18 protein-coding genes are annotated in these 22,787 nt (G+C 47.7%); 14 read left to right on the top strand and 4 right to left on the bottom strand.

Annotated elements, in window-relative coordinates:
* The 7 genes from HMPREF3052_RS03650 to HMPREF3052_RS03620 all read left to right on the top strand — a co-directional run.
* Positions 1-490: IgG-binding virulence factor TspB family protein (locus HMPREF3052_RS03650; RefSeq protein ID WP_283126948.1), on the top strand; the 490-nt coding region annotated here is incomplete at its 5' end.
* Position 491: 1 nt separating this feature from the next.
* Complete coding sequence (locus HMPREF3052_RS03645; protein WP_070748603.1) at positions 492-782, top strand: DUF2523 domain-containing protein; 291 nt, start codon at positions 492-494, stop codon at positions 780-782.
* A gap of 4 nt (positions 783-786) precedes the next feature.
* Positions 787-1,965 (top strand): zonular occludens toxin domain-containing protein, encoded by a 1,179-nt coding sequence (locus HMPREF3052_RS03640; RefSeq protein ID WP_070748601.1) that lies wholly within the window; start codon positions 787-789, stop codon positions 1,963-1,965.
* 297 nt (positions 1,966-2,262) lie between these two features.
* Positions 2,263-3,213, top strand: coding sequence for an IS110 family RNA-guided transposase (locus HMPREF3052_RS03635; protein ID WP_070748599.1), 951 nt, complete (start codon positions 2,263-2,265; stop codon positions 3,211-3,213).
* A 253-nt stretch (positions 3,214-3,466) separates the two neighbouring features.
* Positions 3,467-4,276 carry a zinc transporter ZupT gene (gene zupT, locus HMPREF3052_RS03630; protein ID WP_070748597.1) on the top strand — a complete coding sequence of 270 codons (810 nt, stop codon included), beginning with the start codon at positions 3,467-3,469 and terminating at the stop codon, positions 4,274-4,276.
* Between the two features lie 96 nt (positions 4,277-4,372).
* Positions 4,373-7,204 carry a valine--tRNA ligase gene (locus tag HMPREF3052_RS03625; RefSeq protein ID WP_070748595.1) on the top strand — a complete coding sequence of 944 codons (2,832 nt, stop codon included), beginning with the start codon at positions 4,373-4,375 and terminating at the stop codon, positions 7,202-7,204.
* A gap of 81 nt (positions 7,205-7,285) precedes the next feature.
* On the top strand, positions 7,286-8,008 hold the full coding sequence (locus tag HMPREF3052_RS03620) for a pentapeptide repeat-containing protein (RefSeq protein ID WP_070588197.1): 723 nt from the start codon (positions 7,286-7,288) through the stop codon (positions 8,006-8,008).
* Between the two features lie 284 nt (positions 8,009-8,292).
* On the opposite strand, the gene HMPREF3052_RS03615 is transcribed toward HMPREF3052_RS03620, so the two are convergent.
* Together HMPREF3052_RS03615 and HMPREF3052_RS03610 are read right to left on the bottom strand one after the other, a co-directional pair.
* Positions 8,293-9,234 (bottom strand): ABC transporter ATP-binding protein, encoded by a 942-nt coding sequence (locus tag HMPREF3052_RS03615; RefSeq protein WP_070748593.1) that lies wholly within the window; start codon positions 9,232-9,234, stop codon positions 8,293-8,295.
* 15 nt (positions 9,235-9,249) lie between these two features.
* A complete protein-coding gene (locus HMPREF3052_RS03610; protein WP_070748591.1) occupies positions 9,250-10,140 on the bottom strand; it encodes an NUDIX hydrolase in 891 nt (296 codons plus the stop codon).
* 123 nt (positions 10,141-10,263) lie between these two features.
* On the opposite strand from HMPREF3052_RS03610, the gene HMPREF3052_RS03605 reads away from it, so the two are divergent.
* The 4 genes from HMPREF3052_RS03605 (at position 10,264) to hrpA (ending at position 13,420) form a co-directional block, all read left to right on the top strand.
* Entirely contained in the window at positions 10,264-10,848 is a 585-nt protein-coding gene (locus HMPREF3052_RS03605; RefSeq protein ID WP_070748605.1) for a beta-class carbonic anhydrase, read from the top strand.
* Between the two features lie 18 nt (positions 10,849-10,866).
* The gene (gene nadD / locus HMPREF3052_RS03600) at positions 10,867-11,472 is read left to right on the top strand and encodes a nicotinate-nucleotide adenylyltransferase (RefSeq protein WP_003749340.1); all 606 of its coding nucleotides are present in this window, start codon (positions 10,867-10,869) and stop codon (positions 11,470-11,472) included.
* Positions 11,473-11,530: 58 nt separating this feature from the next.
* Positions 11,531-11,917: a ribosome silencing factor gene (rsfS, locus tag HMPREF3052_RS03595; protein WP_002246503.1), complete on the top strand. Its 387-nt coding sequence runs from the start codon at positions 11,531-11,533 to the stop codon at positions 11,915-11,917.
* Positions 11,918-12,025: 108 nt separating this feature from the next.
* On the top strand, positions 12,026-13,420 hold the full coding sequence (gene hrpA, locus HMPREF3052_RS03590) for an ATP-dependent RNA helicase HrpA (protein WP_083318781.1): 1,395 nt from the start codon (positions 12,026-12,028) through the stop codon (positions 13,418-13,420).
* A gap of 361 nt (positions 13,421-13,781) precedes the next feature.
* Here the strand turns inward: hrpA and HMPREF3052_RS03585 are convergent, their stop codons facing one another.
* Positions 13,782-14,468, bottom strand: coding sequence for a helix-turn-helix domain-containing protein (locus HMPREF3052_RS03585; protein WP_070748589.1), 687 nt, complete (start codon positions 14,466-14,468; stop codon positions 13,782-13,784).
* A gap of 70 nt (positions 14,469-14,538) precedes the next feature.
* Positions 14,539-14,691, bottom strand: a complete 153-nt coding sequence (locus HMPREF3052_RS11750; RefSeq protein ID WP_003754616.1) for a hypothetical protein — start codon at positions 14,689-14,691, stop codon at positions 14,539-14,541.
* A 395-nt stretch (positions 14,692-15,086) separates the two neighbouring features.
* Here HMPREF3052_RS11750 and HMPREF3052_RS03575 point away from each other — a divergent pair, with 395 nt between their 5' ends.
* The 3 genes from HMPREF3052_RS03575 to HMPREF3052_RS03560 all read left to right on the top strand — a co-directional run bounded on the left by HMPREF3052_RS03575 (position 15,087) and on the right by HMPREF3052_RS03560 (position 22,552).
* Positions 15,087-18,707 (top strand): GNAT family N-acetyltransferase, encoded by a 3,621-nt coding sequence (locus tag HMPREF3052_RS03575; RefSeq protein WP_070748586.1) that lies wholly within the window; start codon positions 15,087-15,089, stop codon positions 18,705-18,707.
* A gap of 50 nt (positions 18,708-18,757) precedes the next feature.
* Complete coding sequence (locus tag HMPREF3052_RS03570; RefSeq protein WP_070748584.1) at positions 18,758-20,752, top strand: ATP-binding protein; 1,995 nt, start codon at positions 18,758-18,760, stop codon at positions 20,750-20,752.
* A gap of 519 nt (positions 20,753-21,271) precedes the next feature.
* Positions 21,272-22,552 carry a hypothetical protein gene (locus HMPREF3052_RS03560; RefSeq protein ID WP_070748580.1) on the top strand — a complete coding sequence of 427 codons (1,281 nt, stop codon included), beginning with the start codon at positions 21,272-21,274 and terminating at the stop codon, positions 22,550-22,552.
* The last annotated feature ends 235 nt before the right edge of the window (positions 22,553-22,787 follow it).

Genomic DNA, 22,787 nt, shown 5'->3' with positions numbered 1-22,787 from the left:
CAGTAATCCCGATGGAAAGCCCGATAAAAAGCCTGATGGTAATCCTGATGGAAAGCCAGATAAAAAACCTGATGATAATCCCGATGGAAATCCCGATAAAAAACCTGATCCGGATGAAGATCCATCTAATAAAGATAAAGATCAAAGAAAAGAAGATAAAAAAAATGACAAGAAAGAAGATTCAAAAGGCTTACTTTGTGATTTTTTTCCAAACATTTTAGCTTGCGACAAAATGGGCAAACCTCAAGAAGGTATGTTCGATGACATTAAAATTCCACAGGTGACTGATGAAAAAACGTGGGATAGTGACAATTTCTTGCCGCCAAATGGCGTTTGTCCTCAACCCAAAAGCTTCAACATTTGGGGAAGACCGGTACAAATAAGTTATGAACCGCTCTGCGTTTTCATGGAAAAAGTTCGTTTTGCTGTTCTGCTTGGATTCATTATCATGTCCGCCTTTATCGTTTTTGGTTCTTTGAGAAAGGGATAATATGCCGTTGCTCGCCGGTTTGATTCCTCTTTTGGGAATCCTGTTAAAAATGCTCATTGTCAGAATAATTATTGCTACTGGAATGACATTTGTAACATATGCAGGCTATATGATTGCGCTAAATAAATTTAAGGATTACACCCTTAATGCCATTAATTCCATGCCGTCTGATATTCTTAATTTACTTTTGATCGGTGGTTTTGGCCAAGGTCTCGGTTATTTATTCGGCGCATTTAGCTTTTATATTGGAATGAGTACATTAAATAAATTAACTTTTGTTATGCCAAGGTAGATTTATGATTTATTTGTTTACTGGGAATATGGGCACCGGCAAGACCTCGCGTGTAGTGTCCATGATTCTCAACAACGAAGACGGCTTATTTAAAATGAAGCTTGAAGACGGTACTGAAGTAGATCGTCCGCTTTATTTTTGCCATATCGACGGCTTGGATAAACGCAAATTCAATGCTCATGAACTCACTGAAGAAGAAATAATGTCTGCACCGTTGCGCGATATTATTCCCCAAGGCGCCGTCTTGATTATAGATGAAGCGCATTATACCTATCCTGTTCGCGCTGCTGGTCGTCCAGTTCCGCCCTATATCCAAGAATTAACCGAACTTCGTCACTACGGCCATACGGTTATCTTAATGACCCAGCATCCAAGTCAGCTTGACGTGTTCGTACGCAATCTAGTTTCAAAACATACGCACCTTGAACGTAAAGCAGTAGGTATGAAGCAATATACCTGGTACAAATGCGTAACCAATCTTGATAATCCCGCCGGTGTCAGTGGTGTTGAATCAGCTAGTTGGAAACCGCCTAAAGATGCTTTCAAATATTACAAATCATCCAGCCAGCATCAGAAGTTTAAAAAGAATATTCCGCTTGCTGTTTGGGCTTTGATAGGTATATTTGCTTTCATTTCTTGGAAAGGTTACAACGTCTATCAGATTTATAAACAAGGTAGCGGCCAAATTGAAGAAGTTCAATCTGTTTCTGATTCCCATGTAAGTGAACAGCAGGTAATCAATGAAACTGATCAACCTAAAATTCAACAAGATATAAATTCAAACCTTAAGGCTACAGATTTTGTACCTACTCTAGCCGAAAAACCTGAAAGTAAACCAATTTATGACAATGTAAGACAAGTTAAAACGTTTGAATATATTGCCGGTTGCGTTGAAGGTGGTAATAGTGGTTGTACTTGTTATAGCACCCAAGGAACGCCGCTAAAAGAAGTGACTAAGGCAATGTGCAAAGACTACGTTAAAAACGGCTTGCCGTTTAACCCGTATAAGGATGAGCATCAAACCGCGCAACAGCCACAAATAGCATCGCAGACAGCCTACACGCCTGAAAATGGTCAAGTGCTTACGATGGGCGGTAAAAGTCCTCAAAACCTGATGTATGACGGCTATGTTGAAGCAGGCGAAAAAACAGGATTCCAAAACGGTGCTAAGGTCGGCAGTTAAGAGATATTTATTTAATTGTTGATGTAGCCTAAGCGGAATCAACGGTTAAATAAATATCAATGGGGTGCGGGAACTCCCGCCTTTTTGAAATTGGGTAAATTAAATTGAAACCTGTAAATCGTTTTAACTAAGGCGGTTTACAGGTTTTTGTTTAGCGCAAAACAAAGCCTGGGCGGTTTAGGCAGTAAAACGGCCAAAGCAAAAAGCTGCACAAAAGAAATGCCGAATCGCCCATTTATCCTAAAGATTGAATACCATCATAGCCGTGCAAATAGGCTGAATCATAAGGAAAATGCAATGAATGTAATAGGATTCGATATTTCCAAAGATACCATAGACGTAACTTTGCTTAGAAACAGCGGCCGAGTAGACTATATTAAAATAGCCAATGCCTGCGAAGGTTTCGAAAAACTAAATGACTGGATACGATCCAAACGTATACGCAAAATCAGTATCAGCATGGAAGCAACCGGCATTTATTACGAAGAAGCTGCTGACTATTTCAGTGCAATTTATCAAGTCTTCGTTATAAATCCTCTGAAAATTAAAGAATACTCAAAAAGCCAGTTCAGTCACACAAAAACCGACAAAGCCGATTCAAGGTTGATAGCAGAATACACAAAACGCCATTTAGACAAACTCACGCCGTTCAAGCCGTCTGAAAATCCAACCTTGTACAAACTGATAAGCCTGCTTCAGCAACTCAAACAACAGCAAAACGAAAGTCAAAATAGATTGCACGCCGCAAAAGATGCCTTTATTCGTGCCACACACGAAGCAATCATATTGCTCTTGGCCAAACAGATAGACCAAACGGCCAAGCGTATAGACCTCATGATTCAGCAACAAGATAGCCTGAATATGCATTACAAAAATCTGCAAACAATTCCCGGTATAGGCAAAGATACTGCTGCAATCCTGCTCCATCATCTCACAGACAAACAATTTAAGACGGCCAACCAATTCGTATCATTCGCCGGATTAAGTCCGCGAATTGAACAATCAGGAACCAGCGTAAATAAAAAAGGCAGATTAAGCCGCTACGGTCACCGCCGGCTTAAACGCGCCTTGTTTATGCCCGCGCTTGTTGCCTATCGAATTAAAGCCTTTCCTAAGTTAGTTCAAAACTTATCTCAAAAGCCTAAAATGGTCGTCATTGTTGCTTTGATGCGCAAACTCGCCAAAATCGCTTACTACATCCATAAAACACAAAAGCCGTTCGAAAAAATGCGCTATCAAATAGCTTAACAAAAGCAAACAAAAGAAAACGGCTACCGTAAAAGCAGCCGTGACTTGTTGCATTCGATGGAAAAGCAATAATTAAATGTTAAGTAAAAACAATTAGATATAAAATAAATCGCAATTCATATTTGACAATGCTATATACCATCTTTTGTTTCAAAATCCGTGTACCTAATCAATAAAATAAATAATAACTATTATCATACGCATTAAAAAGTGTTAGTCTGAACCTGTCCCAGCTTTTAGCGCAGGTTTTCTCATGCCCGATTTTTCGATGTCCAATTTGGCCGTTGCCTTTTCCATCACGTTGGCTGCCGGTTTGTTTACCGTATTAGGCAGCGGCTTGGTGATGTTTTCCAAAACGCCCAATCCGCGCGTGTTGTCGTTCGGTTTGGCATTTGCCGGTGGTGCGATGGTGTATGTTTCCCTGACGGAGATTTTCAGTAAATCCAGTGAGGCGTTCGCTGAAATTTATGATAAAGACCACGCGTTTGCGGCGGCGACCATGGCATTTTTGGCCGGTATGGGCGGCATTGCGCTGATTGACCGCCTGGTGCCGAACCCGCATGAAACCTTAGACGCGCAAGACCCGTCGTTTCAAGAAAGTAAACGCCACCATATTGCGCGAGTTGGCATGATGGCGGCGTTTGCGATTACGGCGCACAACTTTCCCGAAGGCTTGGCGACATTTTTTGCCACCTTGGAAAATCCGGCGGTCGGGATGCCTTTGGCCTTTGCGATTGCCATCCATAATATTCCGGAGGGCATTTCCATCGCCGCGCCGGTTTATTTTGCCACCCGCAGCCGTAAGAAAACGGTATGGGCGTGCCTGCTATCCGGCTTGGCCGAGCCTTTGGGAGCGGCCTTGGGCTATTTGGTTTTACAGCCGTTTTTGTCGCCTGCCGTGTTTGGTTCGGTGTTCGGCGTGATAGCCGGCGTGATGGTGTTTTTGGCGTTGGACGAGCTGCTGCCGGCCGCCAAACGCTATTCAGACGGCCACGAAACTGTTTACGGTCTGACAACGGGTATGGCGGTGATTGCTGTCAGCCTGGTATTGTTCCATTTTTAAAACCCGTATGCCAAAGGCCGTCTGAAATGATTCAGACGGCCTTTTTGCGTTATAATCCGCACATCAAAAATAACCTTAATTTCACAAAGTTCCATCATGTTAGACAAATACAATCCAGCCGAAATCGAATCCAAACATTATCAAAACTGGGAAGAGCAGGGCTATTTCCAACCCGATATGGATTTGACGAAACCGTCTTTCTCCATCCAACTGCCGCCGCCCAACGTAACCGGCACGCTGCATATGGGCCATGCCTTCAACCAAACCATCATGGACGGCCTGACCCGCTACTACCGCATGAAAGGCTGCAACACTGCCTGGATTCCCGGCACCGACCACGCGGGCATCGCCACGCAAATTGTGGTCGAGCGTCAGCTTGCCGCGCAAAACGTGTCCCGTCATGACTTGGGCCGCGAAAAATTCTTGGAAAAGGTGTGGGAATGGAAAGAAGTTTCCGGCGGCACGATTACGCAACAGATGCGCCGCGTGGGCTGTTCCGCAGACTGGACGCGCGAGTATTTCACAATGGACGACGTGCGCGCCGAAACCGTGACCGAAGTGTTCGTGCGCCTGTTTGAGCAAGGCTTGATTTACCGCGGCAAACGCTTGGTGAACTGGGATCCGGTTTTGGGTACCGCAGTGTCTGATTTGGAAGTGGAAAGCGTGGAAGAACAAGGCTCTATGTGGCACATCCGCTATCCGCTGGCGGACAATCCTGCCGAAGCCGTTATCGTGGCGACCACCCGTCCCGAAACGCTGCTGGGCGACGTGGCCGTAGCCGTCAACCCTGAAGACGAACGTTACACCCACTTAATCGGCAAAGAATTAATCCTGCCGCTGACCGGCCGCACCATTCCCGTGATTGCTGACGAATACGTTGAAAAAGACTTCGGCACAGGCTGCGTGAAAATCACGCCTGCGCACGACTTCAACGACTACGAAGTCGGCAAACGCCACGACACGCGTTTGGTTAACGTGTTCGATTTGGAAGCCAAAGTGTTGGCAAACGCCGAAGTGTTCAACTTCAAAGGCGAAGCGCAACAAGGCTTTGCCCTGCCTGAAAAATACGCAGGCTTGGACCGTTTTGCCGCGCGCAAACAAATGGTTGCCGATTTGCAGGAACAAGGCTTTTTGGTCGAAATCAAACCGCACACGCTGATGACGCCGAAAGGCGACCGCACCGGCTCAGTGATTGAGCCGATGCTGACCAGCCAATGGTTTGTCGCCATGTCCGCCACGCCAAACGGCGGCGAGTCTGACAGCGAATTCAAAGGCTTAAGCCTCGCCGACAAAGCCAAAAAAGCCGTCGATAGCGGCGCGGTACGCTTCATCCCCGAAAACTGGGTCAACACCTACAACCAATGGATGAACAACATCCAAGACTGGTGTATCTCGCGCCAACTGTGGTGGGGTCATCAAATCCCTGCATGGTACGACAACGAAGGCAATGTGTATGTTGCCCGCAATCAGGAAGAAGCCGAAAAACAAGCCGGCAAAACCGGTTTGACCCGCGAAGAAGACGTATTGGACACATGGTTCTCCTCCGCACTCGTGCCGTTTTCCACGCTCGGCTGGCCGTCTGAAACCGACGAACTCAAAGCCTTCCTGCCGTCCAATGTCTTGGTAACCGGCTACGAAATCATCTTCTTCTGGGTGGCGCGCATGATTATGATGACCACCCACTTCACCGGCAAAGTACCGTTTAAAGACGTGTACATCCACGGCATCGTGCGCGACCACGAAGGTAAAAAAATGTCCAAATCCGAAGGCAACGTCATCGACCCTGTCGATTTGATCGACGGTATCGACTTGGAAAAACTGTTGGTAAAACGTACCACCGGCCTGCGCAAACCCGAAACCGCGCCGAAAGTGGAAGAAGCAACCAAAAAACTCTTCCCCGAAGGCATCCCCAGCATGGGCGCGGACGCATTGCGCTTCACCATGGCGAGCTACGCCAGCCTCGGCCGCAGCGTCAACTTCGACTTCAAACGCGCCGAAGGCTACCGCAATTTCTGCAATAAATTGTGGAACGCCACCAACTTCGTGTTGATGAACACCGAAGACAAAGACTGCGGTCAAGACGAAATGCAGCCTTTGGCATTTACCTTTGCCGACCAGTGGATTATCGGCAAACTCCAACAAACCGAAGCCGCCGTAGCCGAAGCCTTTGAAACCTACCGCTTCGACCTCGCCGCGCAAATCCTGTACGAATTCGTGTGGAACGAATATTGCGACTGGTACATCGAGCTGGCAAAAGTGCAAATCCAAACCGGCTGCCCGACAACCCAGCGCACCACACGCCGCACCCTCGTGCGCGTACTCGAAACCATCCTGCGCCTGCTGCACCCAATCATGCCTTTTATTACCGAAGAGCTGTGGCAGGTCGTTGCGCCTCTGGCCAATGCCAAAACCGCCGACAGCATCATGTTGGCCGCCTATCCGCAAGCCGATAAAGAAAAAATCGTTCAGACGGCCTTCGACAAAATGGCCGCATTGAAAGACTTGGTGGAAGAAGTGCGCAAACTGCGCGGCGAAATGGGTATCGCGCCAAACGTCAAAGCACCGCTCTTCGTCGAAGGCAGTGCAGAACTCGAAGGCCTGCTCAAATACCTGCCATCGCTGACCCGACTGACCGAAGCCAAGCTGGTGGACAACCTGCCCGAAGCGGAAGATGCACCTGTCGCCGTCTGCAACGGCGCACGCCTGATGCTGAAAGTCGAAATCGACAAAGCCGCAGAAACCGCCCGTTTGAGCAAAGAAGCCGAGAAGCTGCAAAAAGCCTTGGACAAACTCAATGCCAAGCTCTCCAAACCCGGCTATACCGAAAAAGCCCCGGCGCATTTGGTGGAAAAAGACAAAGCTGATTTGGCAGAGTTGCAGGACAAAATGACGAAGGTTGAAGCGCAGTTGGCGAAGTTGAAAGGGTAGTATTGTTTGGTTGTAAGAAAGGCAGCCTGAAAACGGTGAGGTGATTTTCAGGCTGCTTTAATTAGAAATAAGGAACAAATTATGTTGGTGAATAATGATAAAAAAAGATACAGCTATAACAATATTGATACTAGAAATAAAAAATTTATCCATAAAAATTTTAATAAAACCACTAGCTACCACTCTAACTTTTCCCACTCCAAATTTATCAATGCCTCTTTTATAGGTGCTAAATTTAAATTTAGTTCACTATTTGGCTCTACTTTTGATAATTGTTACTTAAGGGGAACACTATTCAGAAAATGCAACTTAAAAGAATGTATTTTTAAAAATTGTATTATATCATCCTCCTTATTTGAAAACAGCAAACTAGAGAGTTGTTATTTTGAGAATTGCAAAATTCTTAATTCCCCATCATTATCAAATGCTATTTTGCATAATAAAGAAAATATTACTAATGAAATCCTAGAACAGTACCCTCAAGAACATTGTTTCAGTAAACAATTAATTGAAGAGGTTAAGTTACTAAAGAAAAATGAATTCATTCGTAAATCTTCTATTTTGCATTTAAAAAAACAACGGATAGAAACAGTTTCACTAAAAGTTCTCGTAGAAGAGTTTGGTGAAGAATTCTTAATTAATAACCTAAAAAATCTGAATATTATGGTAACTCGCAATTTTTCATCGCTAAGTTACATAACCAACATCTTGAAAAAAATACAGAATAATGATAAAAAGGAATTCCTCGGCTCCACTACGCTTGATATTCCAAAATTGACTGATGAATGCTCGTCTACGGACTGATGCGAGGTTAAGGCTTTCATTTTAAATATGTTGATGGAGGGATTGCCTATGGTGATGGATTGTTTTACTGTTTTAAGTTTTGTTTCATTAGTTGTTTACAAAATTATGTTGAACGTCAATATCAAGTGGTCTAGTGGGGTTCTAATAGCAAGCATAGGTTGGGTCAAGACCCAACAAAACCGTTAAATTATCTGTTTTGTGTTAGATTTTTAACCCAAGTTACCAAAAGGCCGTCTGAAACTTAAATTTCAGACGGCCTTTTTCTTTTTTTTAATCCATCACATTCAATCAAACCAAACGATCTGACTTTCATCCACGCTGATGCAGATTTCCTGTCCGGTTTGCGGTTTGTCCGTATTGTGGTCGGCGTGGGGATACCAAATCAAATCGCCGTATTGCGGATGGGCGAGGGTGAGGCGTGTACCTTCGGCGAGGGGGACGGCTTCGTTGATGCGGACGGCTGTGCCGTTTGGGTCGAATCGGATGGCGTGTTGGGGGATGTAGCGTGTGTCGCCGGTGTTGGCCAAACCGAGCAGCAAGGCGGCTTGGGCATTGACGGGGCGGCGGATAAGGGTTTCCGGCGTGCCGTGTTGGAGGATGCGGCCTTCGTGCATGATGGCGATGGTGTCGGCCATGGTGCAGGCTTCCTCGGCGGAGTGGGTGACGAGGATGGCGGGGATGTTTTGACTGCGGATGCGTTCGGCGGTCAGGGTGCGCAGGTGGTGGCGCAGGTGGGTGTCGAGGCTGGAGAAGGCTTCGTCCAAGAGCAACAGCGACGGGCGCGTGATTAGGGCGCGCGCGAGGGCGAGGCGTTGCTGTTCGCCGCCGGAGAGGCTTTCGGGTTTGCGTTGCGCTTCGTGTTCCAAACCGATGTCGCGCAAGGCCTGCATGGATTGTTCTTCGATTTCGGCTTTGGGCAGGCGGCGCATTTTGAGGCCGAAGCCGACGTTGTCGAGAGCGGTTAAATGCGGCAAAAGGGCGTAGTCTTGAAACATCAGCGAGATATTGCGTTTTTCAGACGGCGTGTCGGTGATGTTGTCGCCGTGGAGCCAGACTTCGCCGCTGTCGGGACGCACCAGGCCGACGATGGTTTTGAGCAGGGTGGATTTGCCGCAGCCGGAGCGGCCGAGTACGGCGAGGATTTCACCTGCTTCGACGTTTAGGTTGATGTCTTGGGCAACGGTTTTGCTGCCGAAGCGTTTGTTGATGTTTTTGAGTTGCAACATGGTTTCAGACGGCCTTTAAAAATGGGGTCGGCAACGGATGCTGTCGAGCCATGCGGACAGCGGATGTTTGGGGTCGATCAGGCCGTATCGACGGCAGGCTTCGATCGTGACCAACTGGGCATCGTGCATCATGTGTCCGCCCAGCATGGCATCGAGCAGGGTGGGGATGTCCATCAATTCAAAACCGGCGACTTCGCCGTCTTGGTTGGCGGGTTGGAAGCCTTCGGGCAGGACGATGTCGAAGATATGCAGGATTTCGTTGTGGACACCGCGATTAACGGGGCGCAAACTATATATTTGGGCAGTCGGTCGGATATGGGGGGTTAACGAAGCGGGAATGCCTGCTTCTTCTTCGCCCTCGCGGCAGACGGCTTCAGACGGCCTCTCGCCGCTGCTGATGCCGCCGCCGGTCAGGTTGTCGAGTTTGTTCGGATCGACGGCTTTGTGCGGACTGCGGCGGCCTATCCAAAAGCGCAGACTGTTTTCTGTTTCGACCAATCCGTTCAAATGCACTGCCTGACTCATCAGGCCGAACGGACGAAAGGCGGCGCGTTCGAGTGCGCATAAAGGCTTGCCTGCCTGGTCGCAGATGTCGAACTTTTCACCGCGCCAACCTTTGAGCCAACCGCACTCGCGCCATTTTTGCGCCAGCGTTTGCAAACTGTCGCCCATTTCCGGCCAGCTGTCGGTTTCCAAATTCAGGCCGTCTGAAAGGGTTGACTGCCTGCCTGTCCAATCTTGCCCGAGGCGTTCGCGCCATAACGGGTTCAGACGGCCTAAAGGCAGGCCGTTGAGATACAGAATGCACCAATCGTCGGATGCGCCATAGCTTGTCTGCGCCCAATCCCACAATGCGTCGTGGACATTGGGGGTGAATACCTGTTCAAAACGGAAAGACTGAGACATGGCGCATCCTCCAAAAGAACTAAAGATACGTCGATTTTAGCCGTTTACGGCGAATTTGCAAAACGACCATACCCCCTGAAAACCGCTATAATAGAGTAAACCATCCGAAACGAGCACATGATCATGAGTGAATTGACCGATATCCTTTCCTACAACCAACATTTCGTTGAATCGGGAGAGTACGAAAAATATTTCACCGACAAATACCCCGGCCGCGAGCTGGCCATTCTTTCCTGCATGGACGCACGCATTATTGAATTGCTGCCCAATGCTTTAGGCTTGAAAAACGGCGATGCCAAGCTCATCAAAAACGCCGGTGCGCTGGTGACGCACCCTTGGGGTTCGGTGATGCGCAGTTTGTTGGTCGCCGTATTTGAACTCAAAGTCAAAGAAATCATGGTCATTGCCCACCACGACTGCGGTATGCGCGGATTGCACGCTGAAGAGTTCCTCCAACGCGTACACGACAGCAATATCCCCGACGACCGCATCGAAACCCTGCGCAATGCCGGTATCGATTTGGACGGCTGGCTGACCGGTTTTGACAACGTCGAAGACAGCGTGCGCCACACCGTCGAGCTGATTCGCAAACATCCGCTGATGCCCGACAACATCGCCATCCACGGCCTGGTCATCCACCCGACCACAGGCAAGCTCAACCTGATTGTTGACGGCAGCCTGCCTGCTTCAGACGGCCAAAACATCTAACGCAGACACCACCACGAAATGAAAAACATCGGATTATTCGGCGGCACGTTTGACCCCATCCACAACGGCCACCTTCACATCGCCCGCGCCTTCGCTGACGAAATCGGTTTGGACCTTGTCGTCTTCCTGCCGGCAGGCGACCCATACCACAAAGACAGCACGCGCACGCCGGCACAAGAGCGCCTCAATATGGTTGAACTCGCCATCGCCGACGAGCCGAAATTCGCCGCCAGCGACTGCGACATCGTCCGCGACGGCGCGACTTATACGTTTGACACCGTCCAAATCTTCCGCCAGCAGTTTCCCGGCGCGCAACTGTGGTGGCTGATGGGCAGCGACAGCCTGATGCAGCTGCACACATGGAAAAAATGGCAAACCCTCGTGCGCCAGACCCATATCGCCATCGCCATGCGCCAAGGCGACAACCTCAACAAAACCCCGCGCGAATTGCACGCATGGCTTGGCGAAGCCCTGCAAAACGGCAGCGTCCGCATCCTCAACGCGCCGCTGCACAACACCAGCTCCACCCAAATCCGTGCCAATCTTGCCAAAACGCACCATTCAGACGGCCTGCCGCAACCCGTCGCCCAATACATCCGCCAACACAAACTCTATGAAAAATAGCGTTTATTCAGGCAGATAAGCTATAATGCCGTCTGAAAACATTTCAACTAGGAAAATAATGAACGAACAAGAATTGCAAGACCTGCAAAAAATGGTCGAAGTGGCCGTAAACGCCCTCGAAGACATCAAAGCCAAAGACATCTCTGTTTTGGAAACCCAAGACAAAACCTCCCTGTTCGCCCGCATGATTATTGCCAGCGGCGACAGCACACGCCAAGTCAAAGCACTGGCGAACAACGTTGCCGTCGATTTGAAAGAAGCCGGTTTTGAAATCCTCAGCACCGAAGGCGACAGCGGCGAATGGACGCTCGTCGACGCAGGCGACCTCGTTGTCCACGTCATGCTCCCTGCCGTGCGCGACTTCTACGACATCGACACCTTGTGGGGCGGAGAAAAACCGAGTTTCCACGCCGGTATGCAAAAACCTTGGCACGCCGCCGACTAAAACGGTTTATCCATACAAAGGCCGTCTGAAACTTGAAAGCAAGCAAGTTTCAGACGGCCTTTTGCTATAATTCCATTCTTTTCACATTATTCAATTTATTGCACCATCATGCCCCACCCCGATTTCTCCCAAACACTCTCCAAAGACTGCCATTTCCTGCGTTCCGCCTTCAAAAATCCCAACAAATACGGCGGCTTGGCCAAAGTCGAAGAAAAATACCAAAAATCGCACGAAATCTTTTTGAAGCGTTTGGCCGCATTACCCAAGCCCGAATTCGACAACACGCTGCCCGTTCACGAAAAACTCGACGAAATCAAAAAAGCCATTGCCGAGAATCAGGTAACGATTATCTGCGGCGAAACTGGTTCGGGCAAAACCACGCAGTTGCCCAAGATTTGTTTGGAACTCGAGCGCGGGGCGGCGGGGCTGATCGGGCATACCCAGCCGCGCCGTTTGGCCGCGCGCTCGGTGGCGGAGCGGATTGCCGAAGAGCTGAAATCGGAAATCGGCGGCGCGGTGGGCTATAAGGTGCGCTTTACCGACCACACCTCGCGCGATGCCTGTGTCAAGCTGATGACCGACGGCATCCTGTTGGCAGAAACCCAGACCGACCGTTATCTTGCCGCCTACGACACGATTATCATCGACGAAGCGCACGAACGCAGCCTGAATATCGACTTTCTCTTGGGTTATTTGAAACAGCTCCTGCCGCGTCGCCCCGATTTAAAAGTCATCATCACCTCGGCAACCATAGATGCAGAACGCTTCTCCCAACACTTCAACGGCGCGCCTGTGCTGGAAGTGAGCGGACGGACGTATCCCGTCGAAATCCTCTATCGACCGCTAACCAGCAAAGACGAAGACGACGCAGAAGTGGAGCTGACCGACGCGATTGTCGATGCGGCAGACGAATTGGCGCGCTACGGCGAAGGCGATATTTTGGTGTTCCTGCCGGGCGAACGCGAAATCCGCGAAGCCGCCGAAGCCCTGCGCAAATCCACGCTGCGCCGCAACGACGAAATCCTGCCCCTGTTCGCACGCCTGTCGCACGCCGAACAGCACAAAATCTTCCACCCTTCGGGCGTAAAACGCCGCATCGTGTTAGCAACCAACGTCGCCGAAACTTCGCTCACCGTGCCGGGCATCAAATACGTCATCGACACCGGCCTCGCGCGTGTCAAACGCTATTCCGCACGGGCAAAAGTGGAGCAGCTTCATGTAGAAAAAATCTCCCAAGCCGCCGCCCGCCAACGCTCCGGCCGCTGCGGACGCGTCTCCGCAGGCGTGTGTATCCGCTTATTTTCAGAAGAAGATTTCAATAGCCGCCCCGAATTCACCGACCCCGAAATCGTCCGCAGCAACCTCGCCGCCGTCATCCTGCGCATGGCAGCGTTGAAACTGGGCGATGTGGCGGCATTCCCGTTTTTGGAAATGCCCGATTCGCGGTATATCAATGATGGATTTCAGGTGTTGTTGGAATTGGGGGCGGTGGAGGAGAATTAGATTGAAAACAGGCAACCTTAAAATGTGAAGCAGCCTGCACTTTTAAGGTTAACTTGAATAAAGTTTAGATAACTTAAATGTAGAAAACCAAGCGGCCAACTAACTGACGGCTTGGTTTTTGACCCACCCCTGACCCTAATTCTTACAACGGTGTTTCAGGTATTCGGTTTCCCTTTCTCCTAGCTGTATTCACAGCAACAGTTGTAAGCCGAGATTTTGATTTATCTTTGCGCTATGAATGCAAACAGGCATTTCATAGGGCTTAATCAATAATCATGATGATAAATCGTCAGGCTTAATATTGCCCAATGAATAGCATTTTATTTAAGACTGCTTTCGTGCCTTGGGGGTTTTAGGTATTTTACCATGAAGCTGGATATTCAATAATATTATCTACAGAAAACCCATGATTTAGCAATGCTTGCCGAACGAGAAAAGGCAAAGATTGAGTATATTTAGGGAAGTCATGACAAAACTCCCACCAAAACCTACCCATATTTTCAAGATCTTTACTGCTTAATTTATCAAAAAATCGAAGTAACTCGCTAATTCCTATTGATTGATTGAAAATAGTTTGCCATGTCGCTGCTTCTAAACTTTTATCATAATCGCCATAAATTTTCTCTTTTAAGATTACATAAAATTGTTCATTCCTTTGATAATGAATGATAAATTTATATTTTGGTACAAATTTATTATAGCCATCTTTTTTACCAATAAGAAGACTAAAAATTATTTTGCCTTCTACTTTAATAAATTCAATTTTAGATGTCTCTGCATTTTTGCGCCAATACAGCTTGAATGTGTTCCTGCGTAACTTGTATCCGAATAAATTCAATAAAGGTTTGAGCTGCTGCTCTGTTGCCAATTTTTCGCCCTTGCTCCATGCACTCACAACTGATTGTTGTGTTCGGCAAGTTTTAGCAATTTCAGTTTGCGTCCAACCATTATTCAATGCCAACCTGACGAGTTCTCTCGTCTGCTTAAATGGTTTTTTCTTTGTCTTTTCAGATTGTGTTTCTGTCTTTTCGGTTTGTTTGTTTTCCATAATACCCCCAATATGCCAATTAAAATGGCGATACCAAGTATAATATCGCCATTTATAGGCAAGGCAAAGGCTATTTTTTGCCTTTACCGCTATTCGCAGGATTTTGTGGATTCATCTGCCAGCCACGATTTCCCTGATTTTGTGAATACGTTTTATTTGTTCCTGACGTGCCTTTATTAGCATTGCTCATGTTTGATTGATGATTGGCTTGTTTATTGCTCATTTTAGTTCTACTCCTGAAAAAGATATTTAATCTGCTTGGTGAAACTGTGAATTGCTTTGCAATCACTCGGTGTTGATGGGATTGCAATTCTACGGTTATTTGGTGCTACCAAAATATTGTGCTTTTTCCTATTTTGTATTTTCCACCCCCTATTTAGTAGTGAATGAATAAAAGAATTGATTTTTGAATTGGTGCTAAATTTTTTCATGATTACCCCCATGACGATAGGTAGCATCATAAAAAATTCGTAGCAAAAGTTCCATTGATAAAAAGTTGATAAGTTTTGATATTTTATGATATTTTGTAATTTGTTGATATTTAATGGTTTTAAGATAGATATCCTATAACTTTAAGATTTACTTCCTTAATTTTCAACATATCATTTATTCTATTTTATGCAATCCATTGAAAAAAAACTAACCCTAGCCCGCTACCGCCTGACCAAACTCGGCGAACAAATGGCGCGGCTGCCTATCGACCCGAAAATCGCGCGCATTTTGTTGGCGGCGAAAAAACACGACTGCATAGCAGAAATATTGGTGATTGCGTCCGCGCTGTCGATTCAAGACCCGCGCGAGCGGCCGCTGGAGGCCCGCGATGCCGCGACCAAGGCGCATGAACGCTTTACCGACAAGCAGTCCGATTTCCTTACCTATCTGAATATTTGGGACAGCTTCCAGCGCGAGCGCGACAAGGGCTTGTCCAACAAGCAGTTGGTGCAGTGGTGCCGTCAATATTTCCTGTCGCACCTGCGGATGCGCGAGTGGCGCGAGCTGCACCACCAGCTTGCCCAAACCGCGATTGAAATGGGTTTGACCACCAAGGAAGCCGCTTTCAGACGACCTCCCGAAATCAGGCAGCTCACGTCGTCTGAAAACCAAGGCGACCAAGACTTATCCGCCAAACTCAAACAAAAACAACTGGATAAGAAGCAACACCGCGCCCAAATCCGTGCCGCCAAAGAAGCGGACTACGAACAAATCCACCGCGCCCTGCTCACCGGCCTCATCGCCAACGTCGGCATGAAATCGCCCGACGGCAACGACTACACCGGTGCGCGCGGCAGCCGCTTCCACCTTTTCCCCGCCTCCGCCCTGTTCAAAGCCAAACCCAAATGGGTGATGGCGGCAGAACTCGTTGAAACAACAAAACTTTATGCCCGCGACGTAGCCGCTATCCAGCCCGAATGGATCGAGCAGGAAGCGCCGCACCTCGTCCGCTACCACTATTTCGAGCCGCACTGGGAACAAAAACGCGGCGAAGTCATCGCCAGCGAACGGGTAACGCTCTACGGCCTGACCGTCCTGCCGCGCCGCCCCGTGTCCTACGGCAGAATCGCCCCCGAAGAAGCGCGCGAAATCTTTATCCGCAGCGCGTTGGTAGCGCAGGAATGCGATTTGAAAGCGGACTTTTTTGTCCACAACAAAAAGCTGATTAAGGAAATTACCGAACTCGAACACAAATCGCGCAAGCAAGACGTGCTGGTCGACGACGAAGCGCTGTTTGCGTTTTATCACGAACGGCTGCCCGATTTTTATACGGCGGACGCGGTTTCAGACGACCTGCATCCCGCAAATCCGCAGCAAACCGCCCCCTCCCCCGTGGGGGAGGGCAAAACTGTTGCCGCACAAACCAACTTTTCCGCAACCGCAGCAAGCCCTCTCCCTAACCCTCTCCCACAGGAGAGGGAACAGAGTGCCGCAGTTTCAACGGTTTCAGGCAGCCTGAAATCATCCGCAACAACATTCCGCATACGCCCCGCCGCACATAATGATGCAGCCCAAATTGCCGAACTGTTCCGCCGCGCCGTCCTGCACATTGAAACAAGCCATTATAGCGACAGCGAAAAAGCCGCATGGATACAGGGCGCGGACAATGCCGCCTTTTGGCAAAAACGGATTGGACGCGGCTGTATCCGATTGGCAGCGCAAAATGACCGCATACTCGGCTTTATCGAATACCTGCCCGAGCAAAATCATTTGGACTGCCTATTTACCGACCCTGTCCACCAGCAGCAAGGCGTTGCTTCCGCGCTGCTGTCTGCCGTTTTGCCGCAGGCGGATGCAGATAAAACGGTAACGGCAGATGTGTCCGCAGCCGCGTTGCCCTTTTTTAAAAAACAGGGATTTATACTGCAACATCAAAACCAAATTCAGCGAAACGGCTTGGTTTTAATCAATTACCGCATGATTTTGCAAACCGACAGCATTGATGCGGCCGCACAAACCAACTTTTCCGCAACCGCAGCAAGCCCTCTCCCGCAGGAGAGGGAACAGGGTGCCACAGCTTCAACGGTTTCAGGCAGCCTGCATCCTGCAAAACCTCAGCAACCCACCCCCTCCCCCGTGGGGGAGGGTCGGGGAGAGGGCAAAACAGTTGCCGCTCAAACTAACTTTTCTGCAACTTCAGCAAACCCTCTCCCTAACCCTCTCCCGCAGGAGAGGGGAAAGGATGCCGAAGCTTCAACGGTTTCAGACGCCCCCAAACCCAAAAAGCAGCCTGCACCCCCAAAAGATCGTCTGAAACCCCTCCCCCTCGCCGACATCCGCACCTTCCAAGCCTGGCTCAAAACCGCCGAGCGCGACAATCCGCGCCTGCTGTTCCTCAGCCGCGACGACCTCATGCAGCACGCCGCCGCGCACATTACCGAAGAACAATTCCCCAAATACTGGCAAACCGCAGACGGCAAATTCAAACTCAGCTACCGCTTCGAGCCGCACCACCCGCTCGACGGCGTTACCCTCACCCTGCCGCTCACCGTCCTCAACCGCATCAGCCCCGCCGCCCTCGAATGGCTCGTGCCCGGTATGATACGCGAAAAAATCCAGTTGCAAATCAAAGCACTGCCCAAACAAATACGCCGCATCTGCGTGCCCGTGCCCGAATTCATCACCCAATTTTTAAACCAAAACCCCGACCGCAACGCCCCCATCCTGCCCCAACTCGCCCAAGCCATCGCCAAAACCGCAGGCGACATCCGCATACTCGAGCAAATCAACCAAGACGAATGGGCTGCGTTCAGGCTACCCGAACACTGCTATTTCAACCTCCGCATCATCGACGACGGCGGGCAAGAATTAGCCATGGGGCGCGATTTAATCCAAATCCAACAACAACTTGGCAAAGCCGCCGCCACCACCTTCCGCGACAACACCCAAGAATTCGAGCGCGACAACGTTACCGCATGGGACATCGGCACCCTGCCCGAATCCATCAAATTCGCCCGCGGCAAACAGCAGCTCACCGGCTACCTCGGCCTGCAAAAAGAAAAAGATGGCCGCATCGCCCTGCGCCTGTTCGACACGTCCGCCGCCGCCGAACAAGCACACAGATTAGGCGTGATCGAACTCATGAAACTACAACTAAAAGAACAAGTTAAAGACCTGAACAAAGGCATCCAAGGCTTCACCCAAGCCGCCATGCTGCTCAAACACATCAACGCCGACACCCTACGCGACGACCTCACCCAAGCCGTCTGCGACCGCGCCTTTATCGGCGAAGACGAGCTGCCGCGCAACGAAAAAGCCTTCAAAGAACAAATCAAACGCGCCCGCAGCCGCCTGCCCGCCGTCAAAGAAGCCCTCAGCCGCTACCTGCAGGAAACCGCCGCCGCCTACGCCGAACTGAACGGCAAACTCGGCAAACACCCGCTCACCCACCTCATACGCCAACGCCTGCAAACCCTACTCGCCGCCGGCTTCGCCACCCGCACCCCGTGGGCACAATGGCCGCGCCTCCCCATCTACCTCAAAGCCATGACTCTGCGTCTCGAAAAATACAGCGGCAACCCCGCCCGCGACGCAGCCCGCGAAGCCGACATACAGGAATTGGAACAAATGTGGCAGGAAAAAACCGACGGCTTGGTGAAACAAGGATTGCCCGTTTCAGACGACCTCGCCGCGTTTAAATGGATGATTGAAGAATTGAGGGTGTCGCTGTTCGCGCAGGAGTTGAAGACGCCGTATCCGGTGTCGGTGAAGAGGTTGATGAAGGCGTGGATTGATATAACCGTCTAACACTTTTTAAGGTAAAATCTAGCAATTTTAAAATTTTTCTGGGGCAGCAGATGAACAATCTTGAAACTAAAATTACCCATTCTGGGATACAAAGTCATTTTAAGAATACTGAACCAGAACAAGCTATCATCGAGTTAGCTTGGAATGGTTTTGATGCTAAGGCCAAAAATGTTGATATTACTTTCTTTAAGAATGAACTAGATACTTTACAAGCAGTAACTGTACTGGATGATGGTTTAGGGATTGATATAAATAATATTCAAGACAATTTTGGCAAATTTAATGATTCTTCAAAAAAGGATAATGTTGAACAGCATGGTTCACGTGGCAGGGGACGGTTAGCTTTTCATAAGCTAGCAAACAAAGCTGCATGGTATACAAAGAATATACATGGTAATCAAGCTAAAATTACTATTAATAGCTCAGATCTTACTAAATGCCCTTGGGAAAATATAAATGATTGCAAACAACATCTTTCATTAAAAGGAAAAAACTCTGGAACATGTGTTGAATTAAACGAAATTTTTCCTCAAATTTCTATAGACGAAGCTAAATTAGTACAAAAGTTATCGATTGAATTCGGTTGGTTTCTTGCTCTGCATGATACTCATAGCCTTCAATTAAATTCGACAAAAATTACACCTCCAAAACATAAATTATTCAAACACAATATTTATCTTGATGATTACAACTTTGAGATTAAATTATTTTTATGGAATAAGAAACCAACATCAGAGAAATCTTATATTTATCTATTAAACAGCCATAATAAAGTTGTCTTTAAGAAATTAAGTAGCTTTAACCAAAAAACGGACTTTTATATCAGCATATATATAATTTCAAAATGGGCTGATAACTTTTCAACTTACAAAGAACCTGATTTAATAAATGAACAACCAATTTATAATCCCTCATCAGAGACATGGAAAAGAGTAGAATTAGAATGCACTGAATTTACAAGAAAAATCTATCATGATTTTCTAAGATCAATGGTTGAGGAAAAAATAGATCAATTTGAAAAAAATGGAGTATTCCCAAATTATGTAGATATTTCAAATCAAGAACAAAAAGAATGGAGAAAAGAAAATACTAAACAATTAGTTCGTGAGCTGTATTTAGCAGATCCTAAAATTTTTAATAACTTAAATATCAAGCAACAAAAAATTATTATACGTCTGCTTGATAAGTTATCTATATCAAATGAGAATGATGGTTTAATTGAAATTATTGAAAGTGTTTTAAATCTAAATGAAGAAAACACAAAAAGACTAGCACAACAAATTTCAAAATCAAAATTAGAACATATTATTAGTACAATTGAAATTCTACAACGTAGGGAAAGTGTAGCTTATAAATTAAGAGAAATTATGAACTATCACTACCAAGAAGTTTTAGAAACCCCCGATCTTCAGGGCATTATTGAAAATAATACTTGGCTATTTGGTAATTCTTATGAAACCATTGGAGCAGAAGAGGATAGTTTTACAAAAACTGCATTGGCTCTAAGAAAGATGATTCCTGATATTGATCATATTAATCAATCTGATATGGATGACAACTTTCCCCCAGACAAATTAGAAGGTGTAAAAAGACAAGTTGATTTATTTTTAGCTCGTAAAGTTCCTTTTATATCACCGACTGGAGAGAAATTCTTTAGATGCATAATCATAGAAATTAAACGTCCTGCAATCTCCTTAAATTATAAACATTTAAGACAATTAGATGATTATAAAAGGATATTACAAAATCATCCGGAATTTAGTAGCGAAAATTTACGTTTTGAATTGATTCTAATTGGTAGAAAAATATCTCAAGCAGATACAGATATTCGTGGCCGTATAAATTCATTAAAAGATAAATTGGAACAAGGTTTAGTAACAGATGATGATAGGTTCAAGTGTTATGTAAAAAATTGGTATACATTGTTAGATTCTTTCGATTTATCAAACGGATACCTATTAGATACACTCAAAGCCAAACGTGAAGATCTTGGCAATTTTTCTGCAAAAGAATTGATTACTGATTTGCACCAAAAGTCTCTATAATTATTGCAATAATTAGAAAGTTGTAGCCTGCATCCAACCACATGCGTGCCTTCAGGTACACACCTTACCTGCCAATCACGCAAACTTGGAATTCGTTTGTAGTGTGTGTGCGGTACGCAAGTACACGGTCTTTCTAAACTACACCTTTTCCAACCACCCCAAAAGGTCGTCTGAACCCCATTTTCAGACGACCTTTTGCCACTTTGCTAAACAAATCTTCCCGCTACCTTCTCCCCAAACATCACCCGAACCAGTAAACTCCCCATTGTTTCAACAACTTCTTGGAAGCAAACCATGCCCCGTATCCATCCGCTCCACCTGTTCCCGCCCCATATCGCCGAACGCGGTCTGCTGTATTTTCAGCAGGGCAAGGTTCGCGATGTCCAAAAAACTTCCGCTGGGCGTTATCGGGCGGAGGTGTGCGGTTCGGAAAACTATTCGGTATGGCTGAAGCTGGATAGTGATTTGTACATTAAGGACGGGGGCTGCGATTGCCCTTATGGCTGGGCGTGCAAGCATATGGCGGCGTTGTGGTATGCGGTGCGCGCTCAAACGCCGGAGGGGCAGCCTGACGAATCTGAAGCGCAGCAGCCTAAAAAGGGCGGCAATCCGTATCGGCAGCAGCTCTCTAGTATCTTTTCCCGAACCCGATATTATGATTACTACGAAGCCGCTGATCTGGGCTTCAGGCTGCAAAACTGGTTGGAAGATGTGGCGCAGGAGGGAACGGCGGCGTTGCAGCATGCTTTGCCTCTGTTGATACCGCGTTTGCAGGATGCTTTTGAAAAGGCGGACGATTCGGACGGTATGTTGGGCGATGCTATGTATATGGCACTCGACCTGCTGGAAGAGGCGGTCATGGAAAACGTCCCGAAGCGTTTGATTAATTTTTTGGACAAATGCTTGGACGACAGCCGCTATTTTGATTTCTCGGAGGCAGGCAATAAAATCTACCAAATCCGCGCCCGAATCTGGCGTCTGTGCGGCGAATGGCAGGCGTGGCAAGATTATGTGGCTAAACGTTTGGCTGCTACCGAGTCGGGTTGGGAATATGAATTTTGGGCATTTGAGGGTTGGCAGGTTTTGCAGGCGAAAGGCGATACTGCTGCCGCGCAAGATTATTTCAGACGACATCTGCACCTGCCGCAATTCAGACAAATCGCGGTAGAACAAGCTGTCGGGCAGCAAGATTGGGCAGAAGCGGAACGCCTCTTGCGTGAAGGAATCAAGATTGCCAAAGCTGAAGGAACCCCCGGCACAGCGCACAAATGGAAGCTGCAACTTTTTGATGTATTGAAGGAAACCGGTAAAAATGTACGCGAAATCGCAGCGGATTTGGCGTTTTCCACCAGCCTTTCGTTGCCGCATTACGAAGCGTGGAAAGCCACGTTTCCCGCCGCCGAATGGCCGGATGAATTCAACCGCCTGCTTACGCGCTTGTCGGGTCAATATTCGCTGCGAGCTGAAATATTGGAGCATGAACAGGAATTCGATCTGTTGCTCGCCCTATTGCAGCAACACCTTTCGTTGTACATGATGGAACGTTTTGCCCCGTCTTTCCCCGAGCCGTATCACGATCAAATCGTAGCTTGCTACCTGAAAATCTTTGCGGCTGAAATCAATAAGGCAAGCAACCGTAAGCAATACCGCCAGCTCTTGAACCAATTAAAGACCCTCCGCCGCCAATATTCCGCACAACGGCAGGCGATGGAAGACTTTGCCGACGAAATCAGGGAACGATATAGCGAAAAACCGCGCCGGCCTGCGCTGTTGGAAGAATTGAATCGGGCGGGGTTTTAGGAGAAAGCTGTTCATCTATACCTTGTAATAGATCTTTCTAAATAGCAAGCTGTAGCCTGCATCAAACCGCGTGCGTGCCTTCGGGCGCACACCCTACCTATGAATCACAAAGAATTTGAAATTTATGCGTAGGGTGTGTGCGGTACGCACGCACGCGGTTTTTTTAAAATGTTCTTTCCAATCAAACCAAAGGCCGTCTGAAAGTACTTTCTACCTTTCAGACGGCCTTTTTATA

The organism is Neisseria sp. HMSC056A03, from assembly GCF_001815685.1.
GTDB lineage: Bacteria > Pseudomonadota > Gammaproteobacteria > Burkholderiales > Neisseriaceae > Neisseria > Neisseria subflava.
The sequence above is the reverse complement of the archived record's forward strand: the minus strand, read 5'-3'. Positions and strand labels throughout refer to the sequence as shown.